Source organism: Mycobacterium sp. Aquia_216 (assembly GCF_026723865.1).
Classification (GTDB): Bacteria; Actinomycetota; Actinomycetes; order Mycobacteriales; family Mycobacteriaceae; genus Mycobacterium.
In genome coordinates this window covers 4,596,117-4,622,623 of record NZ_CP113529.1, presented here as the reverse complement: position 1 = coordinate 4,622,623, position 26,507 = coordinate 4,596,117, and the positions used below count along the sequence as shown (strand labels likewise).

The 26,507-nt window shown below is 65.8% G+C and carries 22 protein-coding genes, 2 tRNA genes and 1 pseudogene; 17 read left to right on the top strand and 8 right to left on the bottom strand.

The features are described from left to right. Nucleotides 1-142: 142 nt before the first annotated feature. Nucleotides 143-1,375, bottom strand: a pseudogene (locus tag OK015_RS21550) (HNH endonuclease signature motif containing protein); the annotation flags it as partial. Nucleotides 1,376-1,672: 297 nt separating this feature from the next. On the opposite strand from OK015_RS21550, the gene OK015_RS21545 reads away from it, so the two are divergent. From OK015_RS21545 to OK015_RS21525, 5 genes are all read left to right on the top strand, one after another. Continuing rightward, nucleotides 1,673-2,155 (top strand): single-stranded DNA-binding protein, encoded by a 483-nt coding sequence (locus OK015_RS21545; RefSeq protein ID WP_268126011.1) that lies wholly within the window; start codon nt 1,673-1,675, stop codon nt 2,153-2,155. A gap of 91 nt (nt 2,156-2,246) precedes the next feature. Further along, the gene (ettA, locus tag OK015_RS21540) at nt 2,247-3,923 is read left to right on the top strand and encodes an energy-dependent translational throttle protein EttA (RefSeq protein WP_268126010.1); all 1,677 of its coding nucleotides are present in this window, start codon (nt 2,247-2,249) and stop codon (nt 3,921-3,923) included. Nucleotides 3,924-3,971: 48 nt separating this feature from the next. Further along, the gene (locus OK015_RS21535) at nt 3,972-8,804 is read left to right on the top strand and encodes an NAD-glutamate dehydrogenase (RefSeq protein WP_268126009.1); all 4,833 of its coding nucleotides are present in this window, start codon (nt 3,972-3,974) and stop codon (nt 8,802-8,804) included. Continuing rightward, entirely contained in the window at nt 8,801-9,214 is a 414-nt protein-coding gene (locus OK015_RS21530) for an acyl-CoA thioesterase (RefSeq protein ID WP_268126008.1), read from the top strand. The genes OK015_RS21535 and OK015_RS21530 overlap by 4 nt, the downstream gene beginning before the upstream one ends. A 32-nt stretch (nt 9,215-9,246) precedes the next feature. Continuing rightward, nucleotides 9,247-9,873 (top strand): hypothetical protein, encoded by a 627-nt coding sequence (locus OK015_RS21525; protein ID WP_268132970.1) that lies wholly within the window; start codon nt 9,247-9,249, stop codon nt 9,871-9,873. A gap of 8 nt (nt 9,874-9,881) precedes the next feature. Here the strand turns inward: OK015_RS21525 and OK015_RS21520 are convergent, their stop codons facing one another. The 3 genes from OK015_RS21520 to OK015_RS21510 are packed head-to-tail and all read right to left on the bottom strand — an operon-like array spanning nt 9,882 to nt 12,978. After that, nucleotides 9,882-10,919 carry an FAD-dependent oxidoreductase gene (locus tag OK015_RS21520; RefSeq protein ID WP_268126006.1) on the bottom strand — a complete coding sequence of 346 codons (1,038 nt, stop codon included), beginning with the start codon at nt 10,917-10,919 and terminating at the stop codon, nt 9,882-9,884. 55 nt (nt 10,920-10,974) lie between these two features. Next, a complete protein-coding gene (locus tag OK015_RS21515; RefSeq protein ID WP_268126004.1) occupies nt 10,975-12,543 on the bottom strand; it encodes a glycoside hydrolase family 13 protein in 1,569 nt (522 codons plus the stop codon). A gap of 39 nt (nt 12,544-12,582) precedes the next feature. Beyond that, nucleotides 12,583-12,978 (bottom strand): globin, encoded by a 396-nt coding sequence (locus OK015_RS21510; protein ID WP_268126002.1) that lies wholly within the window; start codon nt 12,976-12,978, stop codon nt 12,583-12,585. A 144-nt stretch (nt 12,979-13,122) separates the two neighbouring features. Between OK015_RS21510 and OK015_RS21505 the strand changes: the two genes are divergently transcribed. From OK015_RS21505 to OK015_RS21495, 3 genes are all read left to right on the top strand, one after another. Further along, nucleotides 13,123-13,821, top strand: coding sequence for an HNH endonuclease (locus OK015_RS21505; protein WP_268126001.1), 699 nt, complete (start codon nt 13,123-13,125; stop codon nt 13,819-13,821). Nucleotides 13,822-13,888: 67 nt separating this feature from the next. Continuing rightward, nucleotides 13,889-14,113, top strand: a complete 225-nt coding sequence (ctaJ, locus tag OK015_RS21500) for an aa3-type cytochrome oxidase subunit CtaJ (protein ID WP_268132968.1) — start codon at nt 13,889-13,891, stop codon at nt 14,111-14,113. Beyond that, the gene (locus OK015_RS21495; protein ID WP_268126000.1) at nt 14,100-14,567 is read left to right on the top strand and encodes a DUF5130 domain-containing protein; all 468 of its coding nucleotides are present in this window, start codon (nt 14,100-14,102) and stop codon (nt 14,565-14,567) included. The genes ctaJ and OK015_RS21495 overlap by 14 nt, the downstream gene beginning before the upstream one ends. 9 nt (nt 14,568-14,576) lie before the next feature. Here the strand turns inward: OK015_RS21495 and pepN are convergent, their stop codons facing one another. After that, nucleotides 14,577-17,159, bottom strand: a complete 2,583-nt coding sequence (pepN, locus tag OK015_RS21490; protein ID WP_268125999.1) for an aminopeptidase N — start codon at nt 17,157-17,159, stop codon at nt 14,577-14,579. A gap of 119 nt (nt 17,160-17,278) precedes the next feature. Between pepN and OK015_RS21485 the strand changes: the two genes are divergently transcribed. The 4 genes from OK015_RS21485 to OK015_RS21470 all read left to right on the top strand — a co-directional run bounded on the left by OK015_RS21485 (nt 17,279) and on the right by OK015_RS21470 (nt 19,672). After that, nucleotides 17,279-17,902, top strand: coding sequence for a mycothiol-dependent nitroreductase Rv2466c family protein (locus OK015_RS21485; protein WP_268125998.1), 624 nt, complete (start codon nt 17,279-17,281; stop codon nt 17,900-17,902). 70 nt (nt 17,903-17,972) lie between these two features. Then, the gene (locus OK015_RS21480; RefSeq protein WP_268125997.1) at nt 17,973-18,452 is read left to right on the top strand and encodes a ribose-5-phosphate isomerase; all 480 of its coding nucleotides are present in this window, start codon (nt 17,973-17,975) and stop codon (nt 18,450-18,452) included. A gap of 19 nt (nt 18,453-18,471) precedes the next feature. Then, complete coding sequence (locus tag OK015_RS21475) at nt 18,472-19,272, top strand: Fpg/Nei family DNA glycosylase (protein WP_268125996.1); 801 nt, start codon at nt 18,472-18,474, stop codon at nt 19,270-19,272. Between the two features lie 88 nt (nt 19,273-19,360). Beyond that, nucleotides 19,361-19,672: a hypothetical protein gene (locus OK015_RS21470; RefSeq protein ID WP_267734332.1), complete on the top strand. Its 312-nt coding sequence runs from the start codon at nt 19,361-19,363 to the stop codon at nt 19,670-19,672. A gap of 81 nt (nt 19,673-19,753) precedes the next feature. Here OK015_RS21470 and OK015_RS21465 read toward each other — a convergent pair whose 3' ends face one another. Continuing rightward, the gene (locus OK015_RS21465) at nt 19,754-20,944 is read right to left on the bottom strand and encodes a serine hydrolase domain-containing protein (RefSeq protein ID WP_268125995.1); all 1,191 of its coding nucleotides are present in this window, start codon (nt 20,942-20,944) and stop codon (nt 19,754-19,756) included. A gap of 31 nt (nt 20,945-20,975) precedes the next feature. Further along, a tRNA-Gly gene (locus OK015_RS21460) sits at nt 20,976-21,046 on the bottom strand. A gap of 133 nt (nt 21,047-21,179) precedes the next feature. On the opposite strand from OK015_RS21460, the gene OK015_RS21455 reads away from it, so the two are divergent. The 4 genes from OK015_RS21455 to clpP2 all read left to right on the top strand — a co-directional run bounded on the left by OK015_RS21455 (nt 21,180) and on the right by clpP2 (nt 24,050). Then, nucleotides 21,180-21,256 (top strand) — tRNA-Pro (locus OK015_RS21455). A gap of 54 nt (nt 21,257-21,310) precedes the next feature. Then, a complete protein-coding gene (gene tig / locus OK015_RS21450; RefSeq protein ID WP_268125994.1) occupies nt 21,311-22,702 on the top strand; it encodes a trigger factor in 1,392 nt (463 codons plus the stop codon). Between the two features lie 125 nt (nt 22,703-22,827). After that, entirely contained in the window at nt 22,828-23,418 is a 591-nt protein-coding gene (gene clpP1 / locus OK015_RS21445; RefSeq protein WP_268132967.1) for an ATP-dependent CLP protease proteolytic subunit ClpP1, read from the top strand. Then, nucleotides 23,415-24,050 carry an ATP-dependent CLP protease proteolytic subunit ClpP2 gene (gene clpP2, locus OK015_RS21440; RefSeq protein ID WP_268125993.1) on the top strand — a complete coding sequence of 212 codons (636 nt, stop codon included), beginning with the start codon at nt 23,415-23,417 and terminating at the stop codon, nt 24,048-24,050. Before clpP1 ends, clpP2 begins: the two co-directional genes overlap by 4 nt. On the opposite strand, the gene mmuM is transcribed toward clpP2, so the two are convergent. Beyond that, nucleotides 24,047-24,925, bottom strand: a complete 879-nt coding sequence (mmuM, locus tag OK015_RS21435) for a homocysteine S-methyltransferase (RefSeq protein WP_268132965.1) — start codon at nt 24,923-24,925, stop codon at nt 24,047-24,049. The genes clpP2 and mmuM overlap by 4 nt on opposite strands. 291 nt (nt 24,926-25,216) lie before the next feature. On the opposite strand from mmuM, the gene clpX reads away from it, so the two are divergent. Continuing rightward, nucleotides 25,217-26,497 (top strand): ATP-dependent Clp protease ATP-binding subunit ClpX, encoded by a 1,281-nt coding sequence (gene clpX / locus OK015_RS21430; RefSeq protein WP_268125992.1) that lies wholly within the window; start codon nt 25,217-25,219, stop codon nt 26,495-26,497. The last annotated feature ends 10 nt before the right edge of the window (nt 26,498-26,507 follow it).

The window sequence follows — 26,507 nt, the reverse complement described above, 5'->3', positions numbered from 1 at the left end:
CGGATCGGGGCGAGCGGCGTTGTGGGTGTGGTGGTCGGCTGCGACTGTCGCGGTGCGGTGGATGCGCCTGTCGCGGACGTATGTCTTGCTGCTCGACTTCGTTTGAATGTTGGTCCCGGATCCGGTAACTGGCCTCGTTATGTGGTGGTGGTTGGGGTTGGAAGGGTTGGTACCACCACCAGTGGGCGCGTTCGCCGGTGGGCCCGGGCCATGGTGGGACCGCGGGCGGGGGACGGTTGGGTGGGCGCGCGAGCGATCCGGTGCTGAGCTGTCGGCCGGCGTTGTCGGTGACGATGAGATGGTCTGCGGGTCCGGTGATGGTGATGATGCCGCGGTGGTGCAGCCGGTGGTGGTAGGGGCAGACCAGTACCAGGTTGGCCAACTCGGTGGGGCCGCCGTCTTCCCAGTGGCGGATGTGGTGGGCGTGTAGGCCGCGGGTCGCCCCACAGCCGGGGACCGCGCAGGTGGGGTGGCGGTGCTCGAGCGCGCGGCGAAGCCGCCGGTTGACGGTGCGGTTCGCCCGCCCGGCGCCGATGACCTCGCCGTCACGTTCGAACCAGACTTCACAGGTGGCATCACAGGTCAGGTATCGGCGTTCGGCGTCGGTGAGCAGCGGACCCAGATGCAGCGCCGCAACGTGCTGGGCCGCGTCGACGTGGACCACCACTGTGGTGTGCTGCCCGTGTGGGCGGCGGGCCGCCTCGGCGTCCCACCCCGTCTCGACTAGGCGCATAAACGCGTCGGTGGCGTTCGGGAACGGGGGCCGCTGATCTGATTGGCGGTCGCCGTGGTCGTGTTTCCACTGGGCGATCAGCGCATCCCGATGCGACGCCAGCGCGGCGTCGAACTTCGCCGCATCCAGGTGCCCCAGTGTGATCCGCCAACAGCTGAACTGCTCGTCGGAGGTCATGGTGATCGAGGGCTGCGGTTCGGGCCGAGGACCGGGTTGGGGTCGTGGTTCCAGTTTGACCGCGGTGCGCAGTTGGCTGACCGTCGCGACCTCGGCCAGCTGCGCATAGTGCGCATCGGATCCCTCGCCGGCCCGCGCGGCGATCACCCCGACCTGATCCAGCGACAGCCGACCCTGGGCCATCGCCTGCACACAGCGCGGAAACTCCTCAATCCGACGCGCCACCGTGGCGATCGTGTGCGCATTTCCTGACGACGAGCCAAGCTTCCAGGCAATCAACGCCGCCACCGACCGCGCGCCCGTCGCGCCGCACAGCTCGTCGCGATCGATCTCAGCGGCAATCTCCACGATGCGCCCATCAATCGCGTTGCGCTGACCCGCCAACTCCGCCAACTCCTCGAACAACACCTCCAAACGCTCAGCAGGACTCACCACCACGGCGCCAGCGGATGCGATCGAAGACATAACCACATCATCGCAACCGGGTACGACAAATCTCGGCGCCATCCGCGCCGGGCTCGTCGGTGACGTGGCCGCCGCTTACAACGCGATGCTGGCCGAAATGGCACGCGGAACAGGACCGCGGCCGGCGTCACAGGGACCGGCCGCCGGGGAGTAATCCCCAGTCGCGGCTTTCTGCACAGGCCGGCCGCGCACCGGTCGAGATCGGACCGGATGGGCGGCGACTCGTCGGTGTCCGGGCGCTCAATGAACACCAAGCAAGAGCGCTACCGCAGAAAAGTGCGAAAGGAAACTGAGCCCATGTTCGAAACCCAGCTGACCGTCGTCGGTCACATCGTCAACGACCTGCAGCGCCGCAAGGTCGGCAATCAGGAACTCATCAAATTCCGGGTGGCCAGCAATTCCCGCCGTCGTACCGGCGACGGCAGTTGGGAGCCGGGAAATTCGCTGTTCATCACCGTCAACTGCTGGGGAAAGCTGATCACCGGGGTCGGCGCCGCCCTGGGCAAGGGCGCACCGGTGATCGTGGTGGGCCACGTGTACACCAGCGAGTACGAGGACCGGGACGGCAATCGCCGGTCGTCGTTGGAGATGCGAGCGACGTCGGTCGGCCCGGATCTGTCGCGCGCGATCGTGCGCATCGAAAAGCCCGGCTATACCGGCCCCGACACGGAACCGGTCGCCGATGTCACGGACACCGGCGTCGAGCCGGCCGTCGATGATGACCCGGCCGAATCCGGCGACGGCGCGCAGAACCCCAGTCCGCTATCTCTGTCGGCTTAGCTGACGGTCGGGCGTCGGGGTAGCGCCGTCCGGTGATGCCTAGGATGGTCCGCGAGATCATTCTCAAAGACCAGAAAGGCAAAACCGCGGCATGGCTGAGTTCATCTACACGATGAAAAAGGTCCGCAAGGCGCACGGCGACAAGGTGATCCTGGACGACGTCACGTTGAGTTTCTTCCCGGGCGCCAAGATCGGTGTCGTCGGACCTAACGGCGCCGGTAAGTCGAGCGTCTTGCGGATCATGGCCGGTCTGGACAAGCCGAACAACGGCGACGCGTTCCTGGCCAACAACGCCACGGTCGGCATCCTGCAACAGGAACCGCCGCTGAACGAGGAGAAAACCGTTCGCGGCAACGTGGAAGAGGGCCTGGGCGAGATCAAGGTCAAGCTCGACCGCTACAACGAGGTCGCCGAATTGATGGCCACCGATTACTCCGACGAGCTGATGGAGGAAATGGGCCGACTGCAAGAGGACCTGGACCATGCCGACGCGTGGGACCTCGACTCTCAGCTGGAGCAGGCCATGGACGCGCTGCGCTGCCCGCCGCCCGACGAGCCGGTGACCAACCTGTCCGGTGGCGAGCGCCGCCGGGTGGCGCTGTGCAAGCTGCTGCTGTCCAAGCCCGACCTGTTGCTGCTCGACGAGCCGACCAACCACCTGGACGCCGAAAGCGTGCAGTGGCTCGAAGCGCATCTCGCGGCCTATGCCGGCGCGATCCTCGCCGTTACCCACGACCGTTACTTCCTGGACAACGTCGCCGAATGGATCCTGGAACTCGACCGCGGCCGCGCGTATCCCTACGAGGGCAACTATTCGACCTACCTGGAGAAGAAGGCCGAGCGCCTCTCGGTCCAGGGCCGCAAGGACGTCAAGTTGCAGAAGCGATTGACCGAAGAGCTGGCCTGGGTCCGGTCCGGGGCCAAGGCGCGGCAAGCCAAAAGCAAGGCCCGCCTGCAGCGCTACGAGGAGATGGCCGCCGAGGCGGAGAAGACGCGCAAACTCGATTTCGAGGAGATCCAGATCCCGGTCGGGCCTCGGCTGGGCAACGTGGTCGTCGAGGTCGAACACCTGGACAAGGGCTACGGCGGACGCACCCTGATCAAGGATCTGTCGTTCACCTTGCCCCGCAACGGCATCGTCGGCGTCATCGGTCCCAACGGCGTCGGCAAGACCACTCTGTTCAAAACCATCGTGGGTCTCGAGGAGCCGGACAGCGGCACGGTCAAGGTCGGCGAGACCGTCAAGCTGAGCTACGTCGACCAGACCCGCGCGGGCATCGATCCGAAGAAAAACGTCTGGGAAGTCGTCTCGGATGGACTGGACCACATCCAGGTCGGCCAGACCGAGGTGCCATCGCGCGCCTACGTATCGGCATTCGGCTTCAAGGGTCCCGATCAGCAGAAGCCTGCCGGTGTGCTCTCCGGTGGCGAGCGCAACCGGCTCAATCTCGCGCTGACGCTCAAACAGGGCGGCAACCTGATCCTGCTCGACGAGCCGACCAACGACCTCGACGTCGAAACCCTGGGTTCGCTGGAGAATGCCCTCGAGCAATTCCCGGGCTGCGCGGTGGTGATTTCGCACGACCGCTGGTTCCTCGACCGCACCTGCACGCACATCCTGTCGTGGGAGGGTGACGACGACAACGAGGCCAAGTGGTTCTGGTTCGAAGGCAACTTCGGTGCATACGAGGAAAACAAAGTGGAACGACTTGGCGCCGAAGCCGCCAGGCCGCACCGGGTCACCCACCGCAAGCTGACGCGCGGCTAATGTCAGCTCTGCCAACGAAGGCATGAGTCGTGAATGGGAGCTAGCGGCATGACGATCGGTTCCGGACCGAAGCAGGAAACTACGCCGTGGACCGCGTTCACCAAGATGTCGGACATTCCCGATTGGATTTCGAAGGCCTACATCGAGTCCTATCGGGGCCCCCACGACAAAGAACCCGGAACCATCGAAACCGGTGTCCTCGACCTGACCATCCCGGCCGCCATCGTCACCCCCTCGCTGCTCAGCGCGCACTACCGGCTGGGCCGGCACCGCCCGCCCGGCGAGAATTGCGTCGCCGTCTACCCGCCCGACGATCCCGCGGGTTTCGGGCCCGCGCTGCAGGTCGTCACCGACCACGGCGGCATGCTGATGGACTCCGTCACGGTGCTGCTGCACCGGCTCGGCGTCTCCTACACCGCGCTGATGACGCCGGTGTTCGAGGTGCATCGCAGCTCGACCGGAGAATTGCTCAGCATCGACCCGAAAGCGCCCGGCGCCTCGCAATACGTTGGCGAGGCCTGGATCCACATCCAGTTCGTGCCATCCGTCGATACCAAGGCACTCGCGGAGGTTGAGCGGGTACTGCCCAGGGTCCTCAGCGACGTCCAACAGGTGGCCGCCGACGCGGCCGGGATCATCGCCGCCCTGAGCAACCTGGCCGCCAATGTGGAAGCCAACATCGACGGCCGCTATTCGGCGCCCGACCGCGAGGATGTCGCGGCGTTGCTGCGCTGGCTGGGTGACGGCCATTTCCTGTTGCTGGGCTACCAGCGTTGCCGGGTGCATGACGGTCTGGTCTCCGGCGACGGGACGAGCGATCTCGGCGTGATGCGCAGCCGGATCGGGTCCCGCCCGCGGCTGACCGACGACGACAAGTTGCTGGTGCTGGCCCAGGCCACCGTCGGCAGCTATCTGCGCTACGGGGCGTATCCGTACGCCATCGGGGTGCGCGAATACGTCCAGGGCGGCGTGATCGAGCACCGCTTCGTCGGGCTGTTCACGGTCGCCGCGATGAACGCCGACGTCCTGGAGATCCCGTCGATCTCCCGCCGGGTCCGCGACGCGCTGGCGATGGCCGACAGCGACCCCGTCCATCCCGCTCAGTTGATCCTCGACGTGATCCAGACCGTCCCGCGCTCGGAGCTGTTCACCCTCAGCGCCGAACGGCTATTCGCGATGGCCAAAGCCGTGGTGGATCTGGGATCCCAACGGCGGGCGCTGTTGTTCGTGCGTGCCGACCGGCTGCGCTACTTCGTCTCCTGCCTGGTTTATGTGCCCCGCGACCGCTACACCACGGCCGTGCGGTTGCAGATCGAGGACATCCTGGTTCGCGAATTCGGCGGCACGCGATTGGAATTCACCGCGCGAGTCAGCGAATCGCCTTGGGCGCTCATGCATTTCATGGTGAGGCTGCCGGAGGATGCGGGTCCGGTCGACGTCTCCGAAACCAACCGGATGCGAATCCAGGCGCTGGTCAGCGAGGCCGCGCGCACCTGGTCGGACCGGCTCGTCGCCGCCGCACCCACCGGCGCGATCTCGCACGCCGATGCCGAGCACTATTCCGTGGCGTTCTCCGAGGCATACAAGTCGGCGTTGACTCCCGACGACGCCATCGACCACATCGCGATCATCAACGGGCTGACCGACGATTCGGTCAAGCTGGTGTTCGCGGATCGGGGCGAGGAAAACGCTCAGCTGACCTGGTTCTTGGGTGGACGCAGCGCCTCGCTGAGCCAGCTGCTGCCGATGCTGCAGAGCATGGGTGTCGTCGTGCTCGAGGAGCGCCCGTTCACGGTCACCCGGCCGGACGGTTTGGCGGTGTGGATCTATCAGTTCCGGATCTCACCGCACCCGACCATCCACCTGGCGCAGACGCAGGCCGAACGGGACGCGATGGCACAGCGTTTCGCCGACGCGGTCACCGCGATTTGGCACGGCCGGGTCGAAGTCGATCGGTTCAACGAGCTGGTAATGCGCGCCGGACTGACCTGGCAGCAGGTGGTGCTGCTGCGCGCCTACGCAAAGTACTTGCGGCAGGCCAACTTTCCCTACAGCCAGTCCTATATCGAATCGGTGCTCACCGAGCACCCCTCGACCGCGCGATCGTTGGTGCGGCTGTTTGAAGCGCTGTTCGATCCCAGCAACTCGGGATCGGCGACCAGCCGCGAAGCGCAAACGGCGGCCGCCGCGGTCGCCTCGGACATCGACGCGTTGGTCAGTCTGGACACCGACCGCATCCTGCGCGCCTTCGCGTCGCTGGTCCAGGCCACCTTGCGCACCAATTACTTCGTGACAGGCGAGGCTTCGGCCCGAGCCCGCAATGTGTTGGCGATCAAGCTGGATGCTCAGCTGGTCGACGAGCTGCCGATGCCGCGGCCCAAGTACGAGATCTTCATCTACTCACCCCGCGTCGAGGGCGTGCACCTGCGGTTCGGCCCGGTGGCCCGCGGCGGGCTGCGCTGGTCGGACCGGCGCGACGACTTCCGCACCGAGATCCTGGGCCTGGTCAAGGCGCAGGCGGTGAAGAACGCCGTCATCGTGCCGGTCGGGGCCAAGGGGGGCTTCGTCCTCAAGCGGCCGCCACTGCCCACCGGCGACCCCGCCGCCGATCGCGATGCGACCCGGACCGAAGGTGTCGCCTGCTATCAGCTCTTCATCTCCGGACTGCTCGACGTCACCGACAACGTCGACCACGCCACCGGGAAGGTCAGCCCGCCACCGCAGGTGATACGCCGCGACGGCGACGACGCCTACCTGGTGGTGGCCGCGGACAAGGGCACCGCCACCTTCTCCGACATCGCCAACGACGTCGCCAAGTCCTACGGCTTCTGGCTGGGCGATGCCTTCGCGTCCGGCGGATCGGTCGGCTACGACCACAAGGCCATGGGCATCACCGCCAAGGGCGCGTGGGAGGCCGTCAAACGACACTTCCGCGAGATGGGTGTCGACACCCAGACCGAGGACTTCACCGTGGTGGGTGTCGGCGACATGAGCGGCGACGTGTTCGGCAACGGCATGCTGCTGAGCAGGCACATCCGGTTGATCGCCGCCTTCGATCACCGGCACATCTTCCTGGATCCCGATCCCGACGCGGCGACGACGTGGCCGGAACGCCGGCGGATGTTCGAGCTCCCACGGTCCAGCTGGGAGGACTATGACAAGTCGTTGATCAGCGAGGGCGGCGGGGTGTACAGCCGCGAGCAGAAAGCCATCCCGGTCAGCCCGCAGGTGCGTCTGGCCCTCGGCATCGACGACGAGGTCGAGGAGATGGCCCCGCCGAACCTGATCAAAGCGATTCTGCTCGCGCCGGTGGACCTGCTGTTCAACGGCGGCATCGGTACCTACATCAAAGCCGAATCCGAGTCCGACGCCGACGTGGGCGACAGGGCCAACGATCCGGTGCGGGTCAACGGAAATCAGTTGCGCGCCAAAGTGATCGGCGAGGGTGGCAACCTCGGCGTGACGGCCTTGGGCCGCGTCGAGTTCGACCTGGCGGGCGGGCGGATCAACACCGACGCGATGGACAACTCGGCCGGTGTGGACTGCTCGGACCACGAGGTCAACATCAAGATCCTGATCGACTCCCTGGTCACCGCCGGCAAGGTGAACGCCGACGAGCGCAGCCGGCTGCTGGAATCGATGACCGACGAGGTCGCGCAACTCGTGCTCACCGACAACGAGGACCAGAACGACCTGATCGGCACCAGCCGCGCCAACGCCGCCAGCCTGCTCCCGGTGCATGCGATGCAGATCAAGTACCTCGAAGAACGCGGCGTCGACCGCGCACTGGAAGCGCTGCCGTCGGAGAAGGAAATCGCGCGGCGTACCGAAACCGGTATCGGGCTCACCTCTCCGGAGCTCTGCACGCTGATGGCCCACGTCAAGCTGCTGCTCAAAGCGGAAATGCTGACCACCGAACTGCCGGAGCAGGACGTCTTCAAGTCCCGGTTACCCCGTTATTTCCCGGCACCGTTGCGGGAGCGGTTCACCCCGGAGATCCGCACTCACCAGCTGCGCCGGGAAATCGTCACGACGATGTTGATCAACGACATGGTGGACACCGCCGGCATCAGCTACGCCTACCGGGTCACCCAGGACGTCGGTGTCGGGCCGATCGACGCGGTACGCACCTGGGTCGCCACCGACGCCATCTTCGGCGTCGACCAGATCTGGCGGGGCATCCGTGCGGCCGACATCCCGGTCGCGCTGTCGGACCGGATGACCCTGGATACCCGACGGCTGATCGACCGGGCCGGACGCTGGCTGCTCAACTACCGCCCGCAACCGCTGGCCGTTGGTGCCGAGATCAACCGGTTCGCCGCCAAGGTCAAAGCGCTGACGCCCCGGATGTCGGAGTGGCTGCGCGGCGACGACAAGGCCATCGTCGAACAGGAAGCCGCGGCGTTCGCCGCCGAGGGTGCCCCCGAAGATCTGGCCTACCTGGTGGCGGCCGGCCTGTACCGCTTCAGCCTGCTCGACATCATCGACATCGCCGACATCACCGAGACGGACACCGCCGACGTCGCCGACACGTATTTCGCCCTGATGGACCGGCTGGGCACCGATGGCCTGCTCACCGCGATATCCGCGCTGCCCCGGTACGACCGCTGGCATTCGTTGGCGCGCTTGGCGATTCGCGACGACATCTATGCCTCGCTGCGGTCGCTCTGCCTGGACGTGCTGGCGGCGGGGGAGCCGGACGAAAGCGGGGAGGAGAAGATCGCGGAGTGGGAGCACATCAGCGCATCCCGGGTGGAGCGGGCGCGGCGCACGCTCACCGAAATTTACGAAAGCGGCGATAAGGATCTCGCGACGCTGTCGGTGGCCGCGCGCCAGATCCGCCGCATGACCCGCACCAGCGGGCGGGGGACTTCGGGATGACCGTCGGGTTCGTCGCGCCGGTGCTGGTGCGCTGGTCGGACATCGACATGTACCAGCACATCAATCACGCCACGATGGTCACGCTGCTGGAAGAGGCGCGGGTTCCCTTCCTCAAACCGGCCTTCGAGATAGACATCTTGGAGATCGGGCTACTGATCGCCGACGTGCGGGTCACCTACAAGGCGCAGCTGCGGCTGGTTGATTCGCCTCTGCAGGTGACCATCTGGACCAAACAACTGCGGACGGTCGACTTCACGCTGGGCTACGAAGTACGTTCGGTCAGCGCCGATCCGGAGTCCAAGCCGGCCGTCATCGCCGAGTCACAGTTGGCCGCTGTTCACATCGAGGAGCAGCGGCTGGTGCGACTCTCGCCCCAGCATCGGGAGTACCTGCAACGGTGGCTGCGCTAGCTGATCGCGGATTGTGGCTGGGCCCGGCATCGATGGAGGCCCACCGCGCCGATCTGGCTGCATTCGTCGATCACTCGATGCGCCTTGACGATGCCGCGGTCATTCGGTTGCGGGCCCGCTCTTCCGGTTTGCTAACGGCATGGATGGCAACCGGATTCGAGGTGCTGGCCAGCCGCGTGGTGGAGGGCAAGGTGCGCCCGGTCGACGTGACGGTCGCCGCGGACGGCTTGGCGCGCGGGCTGTCCGCGATGGACGACACCGGTTATGTCGATCCGGGTTTCGCGATGGACTCGTCGTGGCACAGCGCGCTGCCCCCGGAATCCGGCTTCACCTACCTCGACGATGTGCCGGCCCAGGTGATGCTGGACCTGGCGCAAGAAGGCGCGCGGCTTGCGAAGGAGCACAGCAGCTCCCATGGTCCGCCGGTGTCGCTGCTCGACCAGGAGGTGATCCGGGTCAGCTCGGCCGACACCAGCGTCGGGTTGCCGATGCGTTGTGTATTCGCTTTGACCGCAATGGGTTTCCTGCCACAGTCAAGGGATGCAATCGACGCGAGCGAAATGATCCGGGTTCGGACGCTTCCGGCGTGGTTGCGTCTCGACGCCCGGTTCGGTTCGGTGTACCGCCGCCGCGGCGAGGCAGCGCTGGTGCTGCGCTGAGCGGTGCGTCAGGTCCGGTACAGCAGCCACAACGGCAAGACGGAATCCAGGTAATCCATAAACTTTTTCAGCCCGACCCGGTATTGGCCGAACCCGTAGGGGTCCTTCGCATATTCCGGAAACGCAATGCCCAGGCCGAACAGGCCGGGGGCGATGATTCCGTTTTGTTGGTTGTAATCCAGCTGACCCCATTGGGGCGTCTCGGGAAGCTTTCTGCGCTGGAAGCCGACCGTATAGACCGCGCGATCGCACAGCGCGAGTTTGTCGTCGAATTCCGGGCTGGACACCCAGCACCTGTCCAGCCGGTCCGGGTAGACGCCGTCGATGTTTTCCCGGGCCCAGTCGGCCGCTCGGCCCTTGAGCCCGGTGTCGTCGAAAAGAATCCAATCATCAAGATAAACAGCATATTTCAGTGGGCTTTGGTAGAAATTGATCACCCGCTCGACGGGATGGCGCAGCAGGTTCGGCAACACGATCATCGACGAGTGCGACGAGCCGAACACGGCCACCGTCGCGCCGTCGAGCGACTGCTGGGCGAGCTTGTCGGGATCCAGAGCGACCTCGACCGGAATTTCATCCAGCCCCGGGTAAGCAAGCTTTTTGGGCACCGCCCCGACGGCGAGGATCACATTTTCGGAGACGATTTCTTGTTGCTCGGTGGCAATGGTCCATTGCCGATTACCCAGATGGAGCGACGTCGCCGTCGTTTGGAAGACGTGTATTTGCTCGCGCAGGTGCTCAGTAATCCAGACCAACGGATCTGCGACCAGGTCGAGGGCGCACGTGTCGGACGGATCGATATCGTGCAGCGGCAGGTGCGGTGCCTCCGAGAACCGAAACGCCTTGGAGCCGTTCAGAAAGCCGAGGAAGGTCTCGGCGATGGTGTTACTCGACACGGGCCGCCACTTCTGACCCAGATCGCCTGCCGCAAAAGCGGGATCGATCCAGGCGATCTTCTCCGTCGCGATGCCTTGATCTAAAAGCCTTCCCACCGCCGCAATTCCGGCGGGGCCGGCTCCGACGACTGCCCACGCATACGCTGCCATGTAACACATATAGAGGAGCGCGGGCCGCGGCGCGAATCGGCTGCTGACGGAAAAGCTAGACCAGCCAGGCCACCGCGTCGGCCGGGAGTTGACCGTCGACCAATGGTGCGCTGGTCAAAATGAGTTCGCCGGCGGGCAGTTCTATCGGACGCTTTCCCGAGTTCAGCGCGCATACCAGACCGCCTGCGCCCCGCCGGAATACCAGGGCTTCGGGCGTTACGGTCAGCCATTCCAGTTCGCCGCCGTCGAATTCGGCGCGCTCCCTGCGCAATTTGAGCGCCGCGCGGAAAAAAGCCAATGTCGAGTCGGGATCGGCCTCCTGCTTTTCGACCGTCAGCGACGCCCAATCGGCGGGTATCGGCAACCAGGTGTCGGGCGAGCTGGAAAACCCGAATGGGGGAGCCTCGCCCGACCACGGCAGCGGAACCCGGCACTTGTCGCGGCCCCGCTCGGTGTGGCCCGAGCGCTCCCACGTCGGATCTTGCAACACCTCCTCGGGCAGGTCCAACACGTCGGGCAGGCCCAGCTCCTCGCCGTTGTAGATGAACACTGTGCCCGGCAGGGCGAGCATCACCATCGCCATCGCGCGCGCCCGGCGCAACCCGACCTCGCCACCGCCGTAGCGGGTGACCTCGCGATCCACATCGTGGTTGGACAGTGTCCAGGTCGGAACCGCGTCGTAGATCGCGGTGGCCGCGAGTGAATTCTCGATGGCGTCGTGGACTTCGCCGGCGTCGAAGCCGATCTTCGTCAGCCGGAAGTTGAAACCCAGATGCAGTTCGTCGGGCCGCAGATACTCGGCCCACTGCAGGTTGTCCATCACCCACACCTCGCCGATGGTCACCGCCCCGGAATAGTGATCGACGATCTTGCGGATCTTGCGGTGGATGTCGTGGACGCTGGGGTTATTGAACCGAGGGTCGTCGTCGCTGTGACTCAGCACCTTGACGTCTTCGTTCGCGTCGGGCAGGCCGGGTGGCTTTGCCATCCCGTGCGCCACGTCGATGCGGAAGCCGTCCACGCCGCGTTCCAGCCAAAACCGCAGCGTCTTCTCGAAGTCGTCGAAGACTTCGGGGTTCTCCCAGTTCAGGTCCGGTTGCTCGGTGTCGAAGAGGTGCAGGTAGTACTGGCCGGGGTTGCCGTCCGGCTCCACCACCCGCGTCCAGGCCGGCCCGCCGAACACCGACGTCCAGTTGTTCGGCGGCAGCGCCCCATCGGGACCCTGGCCGTCGCGGAAGTAGTAGCGCTCTCGCGCGTCGGTGCCCGGGCCGGCGGCCAGCGCGGCCTGAAACCACGGGTGCGCCGAGCTGGTGTGGTTGGGGACCACGTCCATGGTGATCTTGATGCCCCGCTCGTGCGCAGCCGCGATCAGCCGTTCGACCGCGGGCATCCCGCCGAACAGGGGGTCGATATCACGGGGATCGGCGACGTCGTAGCCGTGGTCGGCCATCGGCGAGACGGTGACGGGGCTGAGCCAAATCGCGTCCACCGCCAGCCGCTCGAGGTGATCCAGATGGGCCACCAACCCATCGATGTCGCCGACTCCGTCGCCGTTGCTGTCGGCGAAAGACCGTGGATAGACCTGGTAAAAGACCGCGTTCGACCACCATGCTTCGGGGCTCATGCTGCTCCGTTTCAGTTGCTGGGCATCAAAGGCTAGAGCTCAAATAGGCGCATTGACGAGTGAGTGTGCAGCCATTTCCAAATAGTTGAGCAGCTCTCGGCGGTGCTCGTCGTCGAGAGTCTGCGAGTCGATCGACGCGACCGCGGTGTGCATGCACCGCAGCCACGCGTCGCGCTCGATCGGGGTGATCCGGAACGGAACGTGGCGCATCCGCAGCCGGGGATGCCCGCGCTGGTCGGAGTACGTGCGCGGGCCGCCCCAGTACTGCTCGAGGAACATGCGCAACCGTTCTTCGGCGCCCTCCAGATCATCCAGGGGGTACAGCTCACGCAGGATCTCGTCCTCGGGGACCTGCGCGTAGAAGCGCGCGACGATCGTCTTGAATGTCTCAGCACCGCCGACGGCGTCGTAGAACGACTGTTGTACCTGTTCCATCACCGCCCATTGTGGTGCATCCGCGGTGCAGCGACATCAGGCAGGCCCCGACCGCTCCTTTCTGTTAACCGGCTGGTCACGGCGCGCACCAGCAATAGGCGTGCGATCGGCGGCGAATCATGGTGGACTATCCGCGGAGGATTTATGGCGCAGGGCAAGAGACGCCGCAGCCACCGAGGTTCCGGGGCCGCGGCAGGGTTAACCGGTCCCGCAACCGCGCCGTCTCTGCACAGTGTTGGTTCCCACCGCCCCACCCCGGTTGGGCCGCACCGCCCCTCCCCGGGGGCCGACACCCATCCACCCACCCGGCACGAGAGCGCGTCGATCTGGAGTCGCCGCCGGGTGCTGCTGCTGAATTCCACTTACGAGCCGCTGACCGCGCTGCCGATGCGGCGGGCGATCGTGATGGTGATCTGCGGCAAGGCCGACGTGGTGCACCACGATCCCACCGGACCGGTCATCCACTCGGCGACCAGCTCGATCCCGGTGCCGTCGGTGATCCAGCTACGCTCCTATGTCCGGGTTCCGTACCGGGCCCGTGTCCCGATGACCCGCGCCGCGCTGATGCACCGCGACCGCTTCTGCTGTGCCTATTGCGGAGCGAAGGCCGACACCGTCGACCACGTCGTGCCCCGCAGCCGTGGCGGCGGCCACTCCTGGGAGAACTGCGTCGCCTGCTGCTCGACGTGCAACCACCGCAAGGGCGACAAGCTGCTCACCGAACTCGGTTGGACACTGCGTCGCGCGCCGCTCCCGCCGACCGGACAGCACTGGCGACTGCTGTCGACGGTCAAGGAGATGGATCCGTCCTGGGTCCGATACCTCGGCGAGGGCGCGGCCTGACCGCCAATCTTGTGTCCAAGCGCGCCGCGGCATCACTCGGTGGGATACGGTTTCCGTCGTGAGCGCAATGGAGATTCACCTGTACTTGGTTGGAATCCCGGCGTTGCTGGTGATCGTGCTGGCGGCGCTGATCTGGTCGCGCAAGGGGCCGCACCCCGCGACCTACAAGATGTCCGAACCGTGGACGCATCCGCCGATCCTGTGGGCTGCCACCGACGAAGCGGTCGGCGGCGCGCATGGGCATCACGCATCGGAGTTCTCAGTCGGAGGTGGCGCCAGTGGCACATGGTGAGGTAGCGACGAGAGAGCACGCCGCGCTGCCCGCGGGCTTTGCGATCACCAGCAGCGGACGGGTGTCCGGGGTCACCGAGCCCGGTGAGCTGTCGGTGCACTACCCGTTTCCGACCAAGGACCTCGTCGCCATCGACGACGCCCTGAAATACGGCTCGCGCCAGTCGATGACGCGGTTCGCCATCTACCTCGGCGACCTGGGTAGCGACACCGCGGCCCGGGCTCGCGAGATCCTGGCCGACGTGCCCACCCCGAACAACGCGGTACTGCTGGCCGTCTCGCCAGATCAGGCCGTCATCGAGGTGGTCTACGGCTCGGAGGTCCGCGGACGCGGTGCCGAGTCCGCCGCGCCGCTGGGCGTGGCCGCCGCGTCGTCCGCATTCGAGCAGGGCCACCTGGTCGACGGGCTGGTCAGCGCGATCCGCGTGCTCAGCGCGGGGATCTCTCCGGCGTAACAGCGCTAGCTACGCACCGTCGAAGGTGCGGGCTCGCAACGCCCGCTTCACCCCGGCCTGGCCCTCCAGCACCAAACGGCGCAAGGCCGGCGGCACCTCGGATTCCGGCGCACTCAGGAACTTCTCGGCGGCGGCGATGCCGTCCTCGCTGATGTCCCACGACGGGTAGAGACCGATCACCACCGTCTGCGCGACCTCGCTGGAGCGCCGCGCCCAGACGCCGGGAATGGCCCGGAAATAGCGCTCGGCGAACGGCTTGAGCAACTCACCCTGGCCGGGTGCCCCGAAGCCCGCGATGATCGCGCGTGCCGACGCGTTGGCCACGGTGTCGTCCTCGACCACCGTGGTGAACGCTTGCTCCTTGACGTCGGGCTGCGGGCGGGCCGCGGCCGCCTGGGCGCCGTAGCGCTTGCCGGTCGCCGTCGGGTCGCGCTGCACCTCGGCATCGATGAACGGCGTCGCCGTGCCGTCGGCGTCGATATCGCCGGCAGTGGCCAGGGCCGTCACGATGCGCCAGCGCAGGTCGGTGTCGATGTCGAGGCCCGCCAGGCCCAACTCGGACGGGTCCTGATCGAGCAGATCGGCCATCGTCGCGATATGCCTGGGGGACAGCACCGAGGAGCACAGCGTGTTGACGAAGGCGAGCTGGTGATCCGATCCCGGCTGCGCCGCGCGGGCCAGCTCCAGCACCCGATCGGCGAACTGCGGCCAGCCATGCTCACGGGCCCAGCCCGGCTCGGCGTAGGAGCCCAGCGCTGTCTGCGCCTGCAACAGCAGCCGTTGTGCCACACCGACTTCCGTCTCGGCCTGCACGCCACCGGAAACCAGTGCCACGAAGTCGCGGGCACGCAGTTCGGCATCGCGGGTCATCTCCCACGCCGCCGACCACACCAGCGAGCGGGGCAGCGGCTCCGCGATGTCGGCGATGCACTCCAGCGCGGTGCGCAACGACTTCGCGTCCAGGCGAAGCGAGCAATAGGTCAGGTCGTCATCGTTGACCAGAATCAACTTTCCGGACGAAATACCAACCAGCGCAGGGACTTCCGTCTCTGAACCGTCGACGTCGAGTTCCTCGCGGTGCACCCGCACCAACTTGCCCGCGTCGTCTTCGTCGTAGATACCGACCGCCAGCCGGTGCACCCGGGTTTCGCCGGCCCCCGGTGCGGCGCCGCTCTGGCTCACCGCGAACCGGGTGAATTTCCCGTCGGCGTCCACGTCGTATTCCGCGCGCAGGGTGTTGAGACCGGTGGTCTTCAGCCACTGCTGACCCCAGTTCGACAGGTCCCGACCCGACGCCTGCTCCAGGGCGGACAGCAGATCGCTGAAGGTGGCGTTCCCGAATGCGTGCGTGCGGAAGTAATCGCGCAGCCCGGCCAGGAAGTGCTCCAGCCCGACGTACGCGACGAGCTGCTTGAGTACCGAAGCGCCTTTGGCGTAGGTGATGCCGTCGAAGTTCACCTCGACGGCGGCCAGATCGGGGATGTCGGCGGCGATGGGGTGCGTCGACGGCAATTGGTCCTGGCGGTACGCCCACGATTTCTCGACGGTCGCGAATGTCGTCCAGGCCTCGGTGAATTCGGTTGCCTCGCTTTGGCACAGCACCGAAGCGAACGTCGCGAACGATTCGTTCAGCCACAGGTCGTCCCACCAGGTCATGGTGACCAGGTCGCCGAACCACATGTGCGCCATCTCGTGCAGCACCGTCTCGGCGCGTCGCTCGTAGGAGGCGCGGGTGACCTTGCTGCGGAACACGTAATCCTCGAGGAAGGTCACCGCCCCGGCATTTTCCATTGCGCCGGCATTGAATTCGGGCACGAACAGCTGGTCATATTTGCCAAACGCGTAGGGAAGACCAAAGTTCTTGTGGTAGAAGCCAAATCCCTGCTTGGTTTGGGTGAATAACCGCTCGGCGTCCATGTGTTCGGCCAGCGACGCCCGGCAGTAGATGCCCAGCGGGATCTCGCCGTACTCGTCGCTGTAGGAGTCCTTCCACTGTGCATACGGACCCGCGATCAACGCCACCAGATAGGTGCTCATCCGCGGTGTGATCGCAAAACTGTGTACGCCGTCCTCGATCGAGGTGGTGGCCCCGTTGGAGATCACCTTCCAGTGCCCGGGCGCGGTCACCCGCAGATCGAACGTGGCCTTGAGGTCGGGCTGGTCGAAGCAGGCGAACATGCGCTTGGCGTCGGCGGTTTCGAACTGCGAGTACAGGTAGGTCTCGTTGTCGACCGGGTCGACGAAGCGATGCAGTCCCTCGCCGGTGTTGGAGTAGCGGCAGTCGGCGTCGACGACGACGACGTTGCGGTCGGCCAGTCCGCGCAACGGGATGCCGGTCGACTCGTCGTATCCGGAGACGTCCACGTCGCGCCCGTTGAGGGTGGCGCTGCGAACGGTTTCGGCGGCGAGGTCGATGACCGTGTCGGCGCCGGCGAGTGCGTCGAACACCACGGTGGTGGTGGAGCGAAAGGTTCGTTCGCCGGGACCGCCAGAAATACCGTCGGTGACATCGAGGCTGATCTGGTAGCTGTCGACGGTGATCAGGGACGCTCGCTCGACGGCTTGGTCTCGGGTGAGGTTAGGAAGGGCCACCCGTCCAACTTAGTAGCGTCCCGGGCCGACGGTGTGGAACGGGAACACGTGCGCGGCGACTACGGTTGTGCAGGACGGTGTTATGACCGTTCCTGATCTCATTCGGAGAGGACTGCGCAATGTCCGAGAAGGCCCCCGCGAAAAGCCAAGCCGGTTTCTGGTTCGACCCGCTGTGCCCATGGGCATGGATCACGTCGCGCTGGATCCTCGAAGTCGAAAAGGTTCGCGACATCGAGGTGAACTTCCACGTGATGAGCCTGGCGATACTCAACGAGAACCGTGAAGACCTGCCCGAGCAATACCGCGAGAACATGAAGCGGGCCTGGGGACCGGTGCGGGTGGCGATCGCCGCCGAGCAGGCGCACGGCGCCGAGGTGTTGGCTCCGCTGTACACCGCGATGGGCACCCAGATTCACAACAAGGGCAACAAGGAGCTCGAAGACGTCATCAAGCTGGCGCTGGACGAGGTTGGTCTGCCCGCCGAGCTGGCGGACGCGGCAACCAGCGACGCCTACGACGAGGCGCTGCGCAAGAGCCACCATGAGGGCATGGACGCGGTCGGCCCGGACGTCGGGACGCCGACCATCCACGTCAACGGCGTGGCGTTCTTCGGCCCGGTGCTGTCGCGGATTCCTCGCGGCGAGGAGGCCGGCAAGCTCTGGGACGCCTCGGTGACCTTCGCGGCCTATCCGCACTTTTTCGAGCTCAAGCGCTCGCGACACGAAAAGCCCGAGTTCGACTGATCCCGTTGCCCTCGGGCGACGCGGCACCCCGGCGTTGCGTCGCCCGGGCATGCGGGTAAGGATTGCGGGCATGCGCGTCTACCTGGGTTCTGACCACGCTGGATTCGAGCTCAAGCAACAGATCATCGAGCATCTCGGGCAATCCGGACACCAGCCGATCGATTGCGGCGCCTTCACCTACGACGCCGAGGACGACTATCCCGCGTTCTGCATCGACGCCGCAACGCGCACGGTGGCCGACCCCGAAAGCCTGGGCATCGTGATCGGGGGATCGGGCAACGGTGAGCAGATCGCGGCCAACAAGGTCCCGGGAGCACGCTGCGCGCTGGCCTGGAGCGTCGAGACCGCGTCGCTGGCGCGTCAGCACAACAACGCACAGCTGATCGGCATCGGCGCTCGCATGCACACCGTGGCCGAGGCACTGACGTTCGTCGACGCTTTCCTCACCACGCCATGGTCGAAAGCTGAACGACACCAACGGCGTATTGACATTCTCGACGAGTACGAGCGCACTCACCAGGCCCCGCCAGTGCCCGGCGCGCAAGCTTAAGGACTGCTGAGAGGATCCCGTGCCCGAAGGGCATACGCTGCACCGGTTGGCCCGGTTACACCAACGCCGATTCGGGCGGTCGCCGGTCGCGGTGTCCAGCCCGCAGGGGCGTTTCGCGGACGCGGCAGCCAAGGTGAACGGCCGCGTCCTGCGTAAGGCCAGCGCCTGGGGCAAGCATCTTTTCCATCAGTATGCAGATGGCCCGATCGTGCACGTACATCTCGGTCTCTACGGCACGTTCACCGAATGGGAACACTCCGGCGTGCTTCCGGAACCGGTCGGGCAGGTACGGATGCGGATGGTCGGCGCCGAGTACGGAACCGACTTGCGTGGCCCGACGGTGTGCGAGGTGATCGACGAGGCGCAGGTAAGCGAAGTCATCGCGAAGCTCGGTCCCGACCCGTTGCGCAGTGACGCCGATCCGGCCTGGGCGTGGAGTCGAATCACTAAGTCCCGCAGGCCTGTTGGTGCGTTGCTGATGGATCAGACGGTCATCGCGGGCGTGGGCAATGTGTACCGCAGCGAGTTGTTGTTCCGGCACCGCATCGACCCGTACCGGCCCGGTCGCGGCGTCGGTGAAGCGGAATTCGACGCGGCCTGGACCGACCTGGTGGCGCTGATGAAGGTCGGCCTGCGGCGCGGCAAGATCGTCGTGGTGCGCCCCGAACACGATTACGGCCCGCCCTCCTATGCGCCCGGCCGGCCTCGCACGTACGCGTACCGGCGCACCGGTGAACCGTGCCGGGTGTGCGGCACGCCGATTCGCACGGCGGTGTTGGAGGGTCGAAATGTGTTCTGGTGCCCGACGTGTCAAAAGTGACACACACCGGCAAATTGACAGGAAACTGACAGGAAGAAACGCTGGCGTCTACAGTTTGGGACGTCGCGCTCTCGGGTAAGACCGGCTGGTGAAAACAATTCCACGTTTTGCTGCAACGATTTTGGCCGGAGCCGCCGTGGGGCTGGCCGGCGTGGGTGTCGCCGCAGATGCTCAAGCGCAGCCAGGTCCCTTCCCGCAGTGGTGTCCGGGGGAGTACTGGGATCCGGGCTGGGGCAACAACTGGGACTGGAACGGTTGCCACGACTGGCGCGGCGGTCCGCCCGGCTATGGGCCCGGAGGCTGGAACCCGCCTGGACCGGCCGGGGGACCTGGCTGGGGTCCCCCAGGACCGCCGCCTCCGCCTTGGGGACCGCCGCCGCCTCCCGGTTGGCACCCCTGATAGATACAGCACACCAACAATCGCGCCCTGCCGACATCGTTCGGCGGGGCGCGGTTTATGTCGCGGTTTGTGTCGAGGGAGTCAGGAGACGTCTACGCCCAGCGCGGCATAGACCTCGTTGCTGAGCGCGAGGCTGCGTGGGTCCGCGTTGGCCTTGGTGGCGTCGAATCGATTCGCCACGTACGCGTAACCGATGCGGTGCTCCAGGTCGACGAACCCGAATGAACCGCCCAGCCCGCCGTGGCCGAAGATCCGCGGGTTGGGACCGTTGACGCGGCGTTGGTTGAGCATGTAGCCAAGCCCCCAGCCGTGGTCGGCGACCCGGGGTCCGAGCACCAGATCCGTCGCCAGGCCGCCTTGGCACTCCCGGATCACGTCCATGTGCTCGCGGCTCAGCAGTTTCTCCTGGGCTAACGCGTTGTAGAACGTCGCCAACCCCAGCGCGGACACCTGGCCATTGGTGCCGGGGAATTCGAGCGCGCGCCAGCGGTCGAGATCGTAGGAGCTGACCTCGTCGTCGGGTGCGAACCCCATCGCGACCGCCAGCCCTGCCTTGGGGTGGTCGTCCAGGCTGGTGGGGTGGCTGGGGACGTGCGTCAGCAGGTCGCGCATGTGCGGCTTGTTCACCCGCTCGGCGCAGCGTTGCTGGTCGGCGGGGTACAGGCCGATGTGCACGTCGGCACCCAGCGGTTCGGCAATCTCGGTGCGCAGGTACTGGCCGATGGTGCGGCCGGTCACCCGGCGAAACACCTCGCCAAGGATGAAGCCGAACGTGGTCATGTGGTAGCCCTGGGCGGTGCCCGGCTCCCACCACGGTTCGGCGATGACCAGTTGTTCACAGACGTAGTCCCAGTCGCAGACCTGTTCCCAGCTCATCGGGACTCGCGGCCCGATGGCGCCGGACCGGTGGCTCAGCACCATGGCCAGCGTGATGTCTTCCTTGCCCGCCTGCCCGAATTCGGGCCAGTAGCGCGCGATCGGAGCATGCAGGTCCAGCTCGCCGCGGTCGACAAGCTGGTGAACGCAGGTCGCCGACAGGCCCTTGGTGCCGGACAACACGGTGGTCAGGGTGTTTTGTTGCCAGGGCCGGGTGCCGGCCGCGTCGGCCCAGCCGCCCCAGAGATCAACGACGAGGTCCCCGTCGACCCACACCGCGACGGCCGCGCCCTGCTCGAGTCGCAGCGTGAAGTTGCGCTCGAACGCGTCGCGAACTCCGGCGAACGCCGACGCGCATGAGCCATTGATGTCAGTGTCCGTTTTCAGGTCGCTCATGGCGCCTTTCTGTGGAGCACTACTTACCCCGAGCGGGCGACGGGAATCGAACCCGCGTAGCTAGTTTGGAAGACTAGGGCTCTACCATTGAGCTACGCCCGCATGCATTAGTCGAGCGAGACTGTATCTGGCGGCGAAGATCAAATCTAATCGAAGCAGATTCGTGATGGCTTCGTAAGGTCTTGAGGTCGCTTCGAAGCCGATGCTGTCGGCCCGTAGGATCGCGAGGTCAGCGCGGGGTGTAGCGCAGCTTGGTAGCGCATCCGCTTTGGGAGCGGAAGGCCGCAGGTTCAAATCCTGTCACCCCGACCAGGACCGCGCCGCAACCCGCCAGGCCACCGAAGACATAGAACGAGGAGTACACCCGTGAAGAGCAGCGTCGAGCAGTTGAGCCCCACCCGGGTGCGCATCAACGTGGAGGTGCCTTTCACCGAGCTCGAGCCCGACTTCCAGCGCGCGTACAAGGAGCTGGCCAAGCAGGTCCGGCTGCCCGGGTTCCGGCCAGGCAAGGTGCCGATGAAGTTGCTGGAGGCCCGCTTCGGCCGCGAGGAGATGCTCGAGCAGGTCGTCAACGAGGCGCTGCCCACCCGGTACGGACAGGCGGTCACCGAGACCGAGGTGCACCCGATCGGCCGGCCCGAGATCGAGGTGACGAAAAAGGAGTACGGCGAGGACCTCGCATTCACCGCCGAGGTCGACGTCCGTCCCAAGATCACCCTGCCGGACCTCAACGCGCTGAAGGTGTCGGTGGATCCCATCGAGGTCAGCGACGACGACGTCGACGCCGAACTGCAGTCCCTGCGGGCCCGGTTCGGCACCCTGACCGGAGTGGATCGGCCGGTCGCCGACGGTGACTTCGTGTCGATCGACCTGTCGGCGACGATCGATGGCGAGGAGATTCCGGGTGCCGCCGCCCAGGGCCTGTCGCATGAGGTCGGCTCCGGCCGGCTCATCGAGGGTCTCGACGACGCGATCGTCGGCCTGTCCGTCGATGAGTCCAAGGAATTCACCGCCAAGCTGGCGACCGGCGAACACGCCGGCCAGGACGCCCAGGTCACCGTCACGGTCAAGTCGATCAAGCAACGCGAACTGCCGGAGCCCGACGACGAATTCGCGCAATTGGCAAGCGAATTCGACACCATCGACGAACTGCGCACCAACCTGCGCGACCAGGTGGGCAACCTCAAGCGCGCCGAGCAAGCGGGGAAGATTCAGGAAGCCACGGTGGAGGCCCTGCTCGAGCAGGTCGACGTACCGCTGCCGGAGGGCATCGTCGCCGAGCAGTTCGACAGCGCGGTGCATGGCGCCATCGACAGCGTCAACCACGACGAGGCCAAATTCGCGGAGGTGCTGGCCCAACAGGGCAAGACGCGCGAGGAGTTCGAGGCCGAGACACGCAGCGCGGTAGAGAAGGACGTCCAACGGCAGCTGTTGTTCGACGTGCTGGCCGATGAGCTGGAAGTCCAGGTCGGCCAGGAGGACCTGACCGAGCGACTGGTGGCGACCTCGCGGCAGTACGGCATCGAGCCGCAGCAGTTGTTCGCCTACCTTCAAGAGAACAACCAGCTACCGGCCATGTTCGCCGATGTGCGCCGTGGTCTGGCGATCGCGGCAGTGGTGTCGAAGGCGACGGTCACCGATACCGACGGAAACGCCATCGACACGAGCGAGTTCTTCCCGGACCGCGCGAAAAGCGATGCCGCCGACGAAGACGCAGATGCCGTCGACCACGTGGCCGATGAGTCCAGCGAGGAATGACCCAGCCGTGACGCTGTGAGCGAACGCGCCCGGTTCAAGGGTGCGTGGCCGCGAAACGGTGTGCTTGGTTGGTTAGTGTCGTGAGTACAGATCTCGAGAAAGCAGGTAACCCGGTCGTGACTGACATGCGTTCGAATTCGGTGGGTCTTAACCTCACGGACTCGGTCTATGAGCGCTTGCTCTCCGAGCGCATCATCTTCCTGGGTTCTGAGGTGAACGACGAGGTCGCCAATCGGTTGTGCGCGCAGATTCTGCTGCTCGCCGCCGAGGATGGCGACAAGGACATCAACCTCTACATCAACTCTCCTGGTGGATCGATCAGCGCCGGAATGGCGATCTACGACACGATGGTGCTGGCGCCCTGCGACATCGCCACGTACGCGATGGGCATGGCCGCCTCGATGGGCGAGTTCCTGTTGGCGGCCGGGACGAAGGGCAAGCGTTACGCGCTGCCGCACGCCCGCATCCTGATGCACCAGCCGCTGGGCGGCGTGACCGGTAGCGCGGCCGACATCGCTATCCAGGCCGAGCAATTCGCCGTCATCAAGAAGGAGATGTTCCGGCTCAACGCCGAGTTCACCGGCCAGCCGATCGAGCGCATCGAGGCTGATTCGGACCGCGACCGCTGGTTCACCGCGCCGGAAGCGCTGGAGTACGGCTTCGTCGACCACATCATCACCCGCGCCGCTCACATCACCAATGGAGAACCTCAGTGAACCCCGAAACCCAACCCCAGGCGCGCTACATCCTGCCGTCGTTCATCGAGCACTCCAGCTTCGGCGTCAAGGAGTCCAACCCGTACAACAAACTGTTCGAGGAACGCATCATCTTCCTCGGCGTCCAGGTCGACGACGCGTCGGCGAACGACATCATGGCCCAGTTGCTGGTGCTCGAGTCGCTGGATCCCGACCGCGACATCACCATGTACATCAACTCGCCCGGTGGCGGTTTCACGTCGCTGATGGCGATCTACGACACGATGCAGTACGTGCGGGCCGACATCCAGACGGTTTGCCTGGGTCAGGCCGCCTCTGCGGCCGCGGTGCTACTGGCCGCGGGGACACCGGGTAAGCGGATGGCGCTGCCCAACGCGCGGGTGCTGATCCACCAGCCGTCGCTGTCGGGCGTGATCCAGGGTCAGTTCTCGGACCTCGAGATCCAGGCCGCCGAGATCGAGCGGATGCGCACGCTGATGGAGACCACGTTGGCTCACCACACCAACAAGGACGCCGCGGTGATTCGCAAGGACACCGACCGGGACAAGATCCTGACCGCCCAAGAGGCCAAGGACTACGGGATTATCGACACCGTTCTCGAGTACCGGAAGCTCTCCGCGCAGACCGCCTAAGGGCTTTCGGCGACGGCCCCCAGGCCGGCGATGTCGGCCGGACCGACGCGGCAGCAACCGCCGACGATGCGCGCCCCGGCCGCAATCCACTGGCGGGCAAGCTCGGCGGAGTATTGCGGGGCGCCGGTCCACCTGCCGCCGTCCCATCGTTCGCCACTGTTCGGGTAGACGATGACGGGCTTGCCGATCGCCGACGCGATGTCGATTGCCGGCAGTACGTCCGCGGGCGCGCAGCAGTTCACGCCGACCGCGACGATCTCGTCGACGCCGGCGGCCACCGCGAACGCCTCGGCGAGCGGTTGCCCGGCGCGTGTCGCGGTCCCGTCGATGGTGTAGCTGAGCCAGGCCGGGACACCGACCGTACGGACCAGGTCGACCAGGGCCTCGGCTTCGTCGGCGTCCGGAATCGTTTCGCACGCCAGCACGTCGGCGCCTGCGGCCGCCAGCACCTCCAGTCGCGGTCGATGCCACCGCGTCAACGCCTCGACGGAGAGACCGTAGCGTCCGCGGTATTCGGATCCGTCGGCCAGCGCCGCGCCGTAGGGTCCGATCGAGGCGGCGACGAGAAGGTCGCCGGCACCGGTCTCGTCACGCGCCGCCTGGGCGAGTTCGACGCTGCGGCACAGCAATTCGACGGCCCGGTCGCGGTCAATTCCGTGGGCCGCAAAGCCTTCGAACGATGCTTGGTAGCTGGCGGTCGTCGCGATCTTCGCGCCGGCCCGAAAGTAGGCGGCGTGCACCGCGACGATTTCGTCCGGGGCGTCCGCCAGCAGCCTCGCCGACCACAGCGGGTCCGACAGGTCGTGACCGCGTGCTTCCAGCTCGGTGGCCAGGCCGCCGTCGCTGATCAGCGCGGATTTGGCGGGACGAGAAATTTCCGCAGCCAATCCCACTCGGCCACTGTAGGGTGGTGGCCTGGCAACCAGCTCATTTGGCGTAGCCAGCATCGGTCGGGTAACGGCCGCGACACGCCAAAGACACGGAAAGCGCGTCTCAGCCAGCGACGGGGGGTGTCGGGCTATATGTTTTCGGACAGGCATGAATACCACCGACGCGATTCGGCGCTAATGGTCGCGGCGGGCCCGATCTAGCGGGTAGCGTCGTGGGGATACATGCGGCAGGCAGGTTGAGGCGTACGGCGAACAGGAAGTAGGCACTGAGGCACCATGGCGCGCATCGGAGACGGCGGTGATCTGCTGAAGTGCTCGTTCTGCGGAAAGAGTCAGAAGCAGGTCAAGAAACTCATTGCGGGCCCGGGCGTCTACATCTGCGATGAATGCATTGATCTCTGCAACGAGATCATCGAAGAGGAGCTTGCTGACGCCGACGACGTCAAGCTCGACGAGCTGCCCAAGCCTGCTGAGATCCGCGAGTTCCTCGAGGGATACGTCATCGGGCAGGACACCGCCAAGCGGACGCTGGCCGTCGCGGTCTACAACCACTACAAGCGGATCCAGGCCGGCGAGAAGGGTCGTGACTCCCGGTGCGAGCCGGTCGAGCTGACCAAGTCCAACATCCTGATGCTCGGCCCCACCGGCTGCGGCAAGACTTACCTGGCCCAGACCCTGGCCAAGATGCTGAATGTGCCGTTCGCGATCGCGGATGCCACCGCGCTGACCGAGGCCGGTTACGTCGGTGAAGACGTCGAGAACATCTTGCTCAAGCTGATCCAGGCCGCCGACTACGACGTCAAGCGCGCCGAGACCGGCATCATCTACATCGACGAGGTCGACAAGATCGCCCGCAAGAGCGAGAACCCGTCGATCACCCGCGACGTGTCGGGCGAGGGCGTGCAGCAGGCCCTGCTGAAAATCCTGGAAGGTACGCAGGCCTCGGTTCCCCCGCAGGGCGGCCGCAAGCACCCGCACCAGGAGTTCATCCAGATCGACACCACCAACGTGCTGTTTATCGTCGCGGGTGCGTTCGCCGGCCTCGAGAAGATCATCTACGAGCGCGTCGGCAAGCGTGGCCTGGGCTTCGGCGCCGAGGTTCGGTCCAAGGCCGAGATCGACACCACCGACCATTTCGCCGATGTGATGCCCGAGGATCTGATCAAGTTCGGCCTGATCCCCGAGTTCATCGGGCGGCTCCCGGTCGTTGCTTCGGTCACCAACCTCGATATGGAGTCGTTGGTCAAGATCCTGTCCGAGCCGAAGAACGCGTTGGTCAAGCAGTACACCCGTCTGTTCGAGATGGACGGCGTGGAGCTGGAGTTCACCGAGGACGCGCTGGAAGCGATCGCCGACCAGGCGATCCACCGCGGCACCGGTGCTCGTGGTTTGCGCGCCATCATGGAAGAGGTCCTGCTGCCGGTGATGTATGACATCCCGAGCCGCGACGACGTCGCCAAGGTGGTCGTGACGAAGGAGACTGTGCAGGACAACGTGCTGCCGACGATCGTGCCGCGCAAGCCGTCGCGCACCGAGCGCCGCGACAAGAGCGCCTAGCCAGAGCGCC

Coding starts and splice junctions, on each gene's coding strand:
- OK015_RS21545 (WP_268126011.1), top strand. CDS start 1,673: ATGTTCGAAACCCAGCTGACCGTCGTCGGTCACATCGTCAACGACCTG.
- ettA (WP_268126010.1), top strand. CDS start 2,247: ATGGCTGAGTTCATCTACACGATGAAAAAGGTCCGCAAGGCGCACGGC.
- OK015_RS21535 (WP_268126009.1), top strand. CDS start 3,972: ATGACGATCGGTTCCGGACCGAAGCAGGAAACTACGCCGTGGACCGCG.
- OK015_RS21530 (WP_268126008.1), top strand. CDS start 8,801: ATGACCGTCGGGTTCGTCGCGCCGGTGCTGGTGCGCTGGTCGGACATC.
- OK015_RS21525 (WP_268132970.1), top strand. CDS start 9,247: ATGGAGGCCCACCGCGCCGATCTGGCTGCATTCGTCGATCACTCGATG.
- OK015_RS21520 (WP_268126006.1), bottom strand. CDS start 10,919: ATGGCAGCGTATGCGTGGGCAGTCGTCGGAGCCGGCCCCGCCGGAATT.
- OK015_RS21515 (WP_268126004.1), bottom strand. CDS start 12,543: ATGAGCCCCGAAGCATGGTGGTCGAACGCGGTCTTTTACCAGGTCTAT.
- OK015_RS21510 (WP_268126002.1), bottom strand. CDS start 12,978: ATGGAACAGGTACAACAGTCGTTCTACGACGCCGTCGGCGGTGCTGAG.
- OK015_RS21505 (WP_268126001.1), top strand. CDS start 13,123: ATGGCGCAGGGCAAGAGACGCCGCAGCCACCGAGGTTCCGGGGCCGCG.
- ctaJ (WP_268132968.1), top strand. CDS start 13,889: ATGGAGATTCACCTGTACTTGGTTGGAATCCCGGCGTTGCTGGTGATC.
- OK015_RS21485 (WP_268125998.1), top strand. CDS start 17,279: ATGTCCGAGAAGGCCCCCGCGAAAAGCCAAGCCGGTTTCTGGTTCGAC.
- OK015_RS21480 (WP_268125997.1), top strand. CDS start 17,973: ATGCGCGTCTACCTGGGTTCTGACCACGCTGGATTCGAGCTCAAGCAA.
- OK015_RS21465 (WP_268125995.1), bottom strand. CDS start 20,944: ATGAGCGACCTGAAAACGGACACTGACATCAATGGCTCATGCGCGTCG.
- clpP1 (WP_268132967.1), top strand. CDS start 22,828: ATGCGTTCGAATTCGGTGGGTCTTAACCTCACGGACTCGGTCTATGAG.
- clpX (WP_268125992.1), top strand. CDS start 25,217: ATGGCGCGCATCGGAGACGGCGGTGATCTGCTGAAGTGCTCGTTCTGC.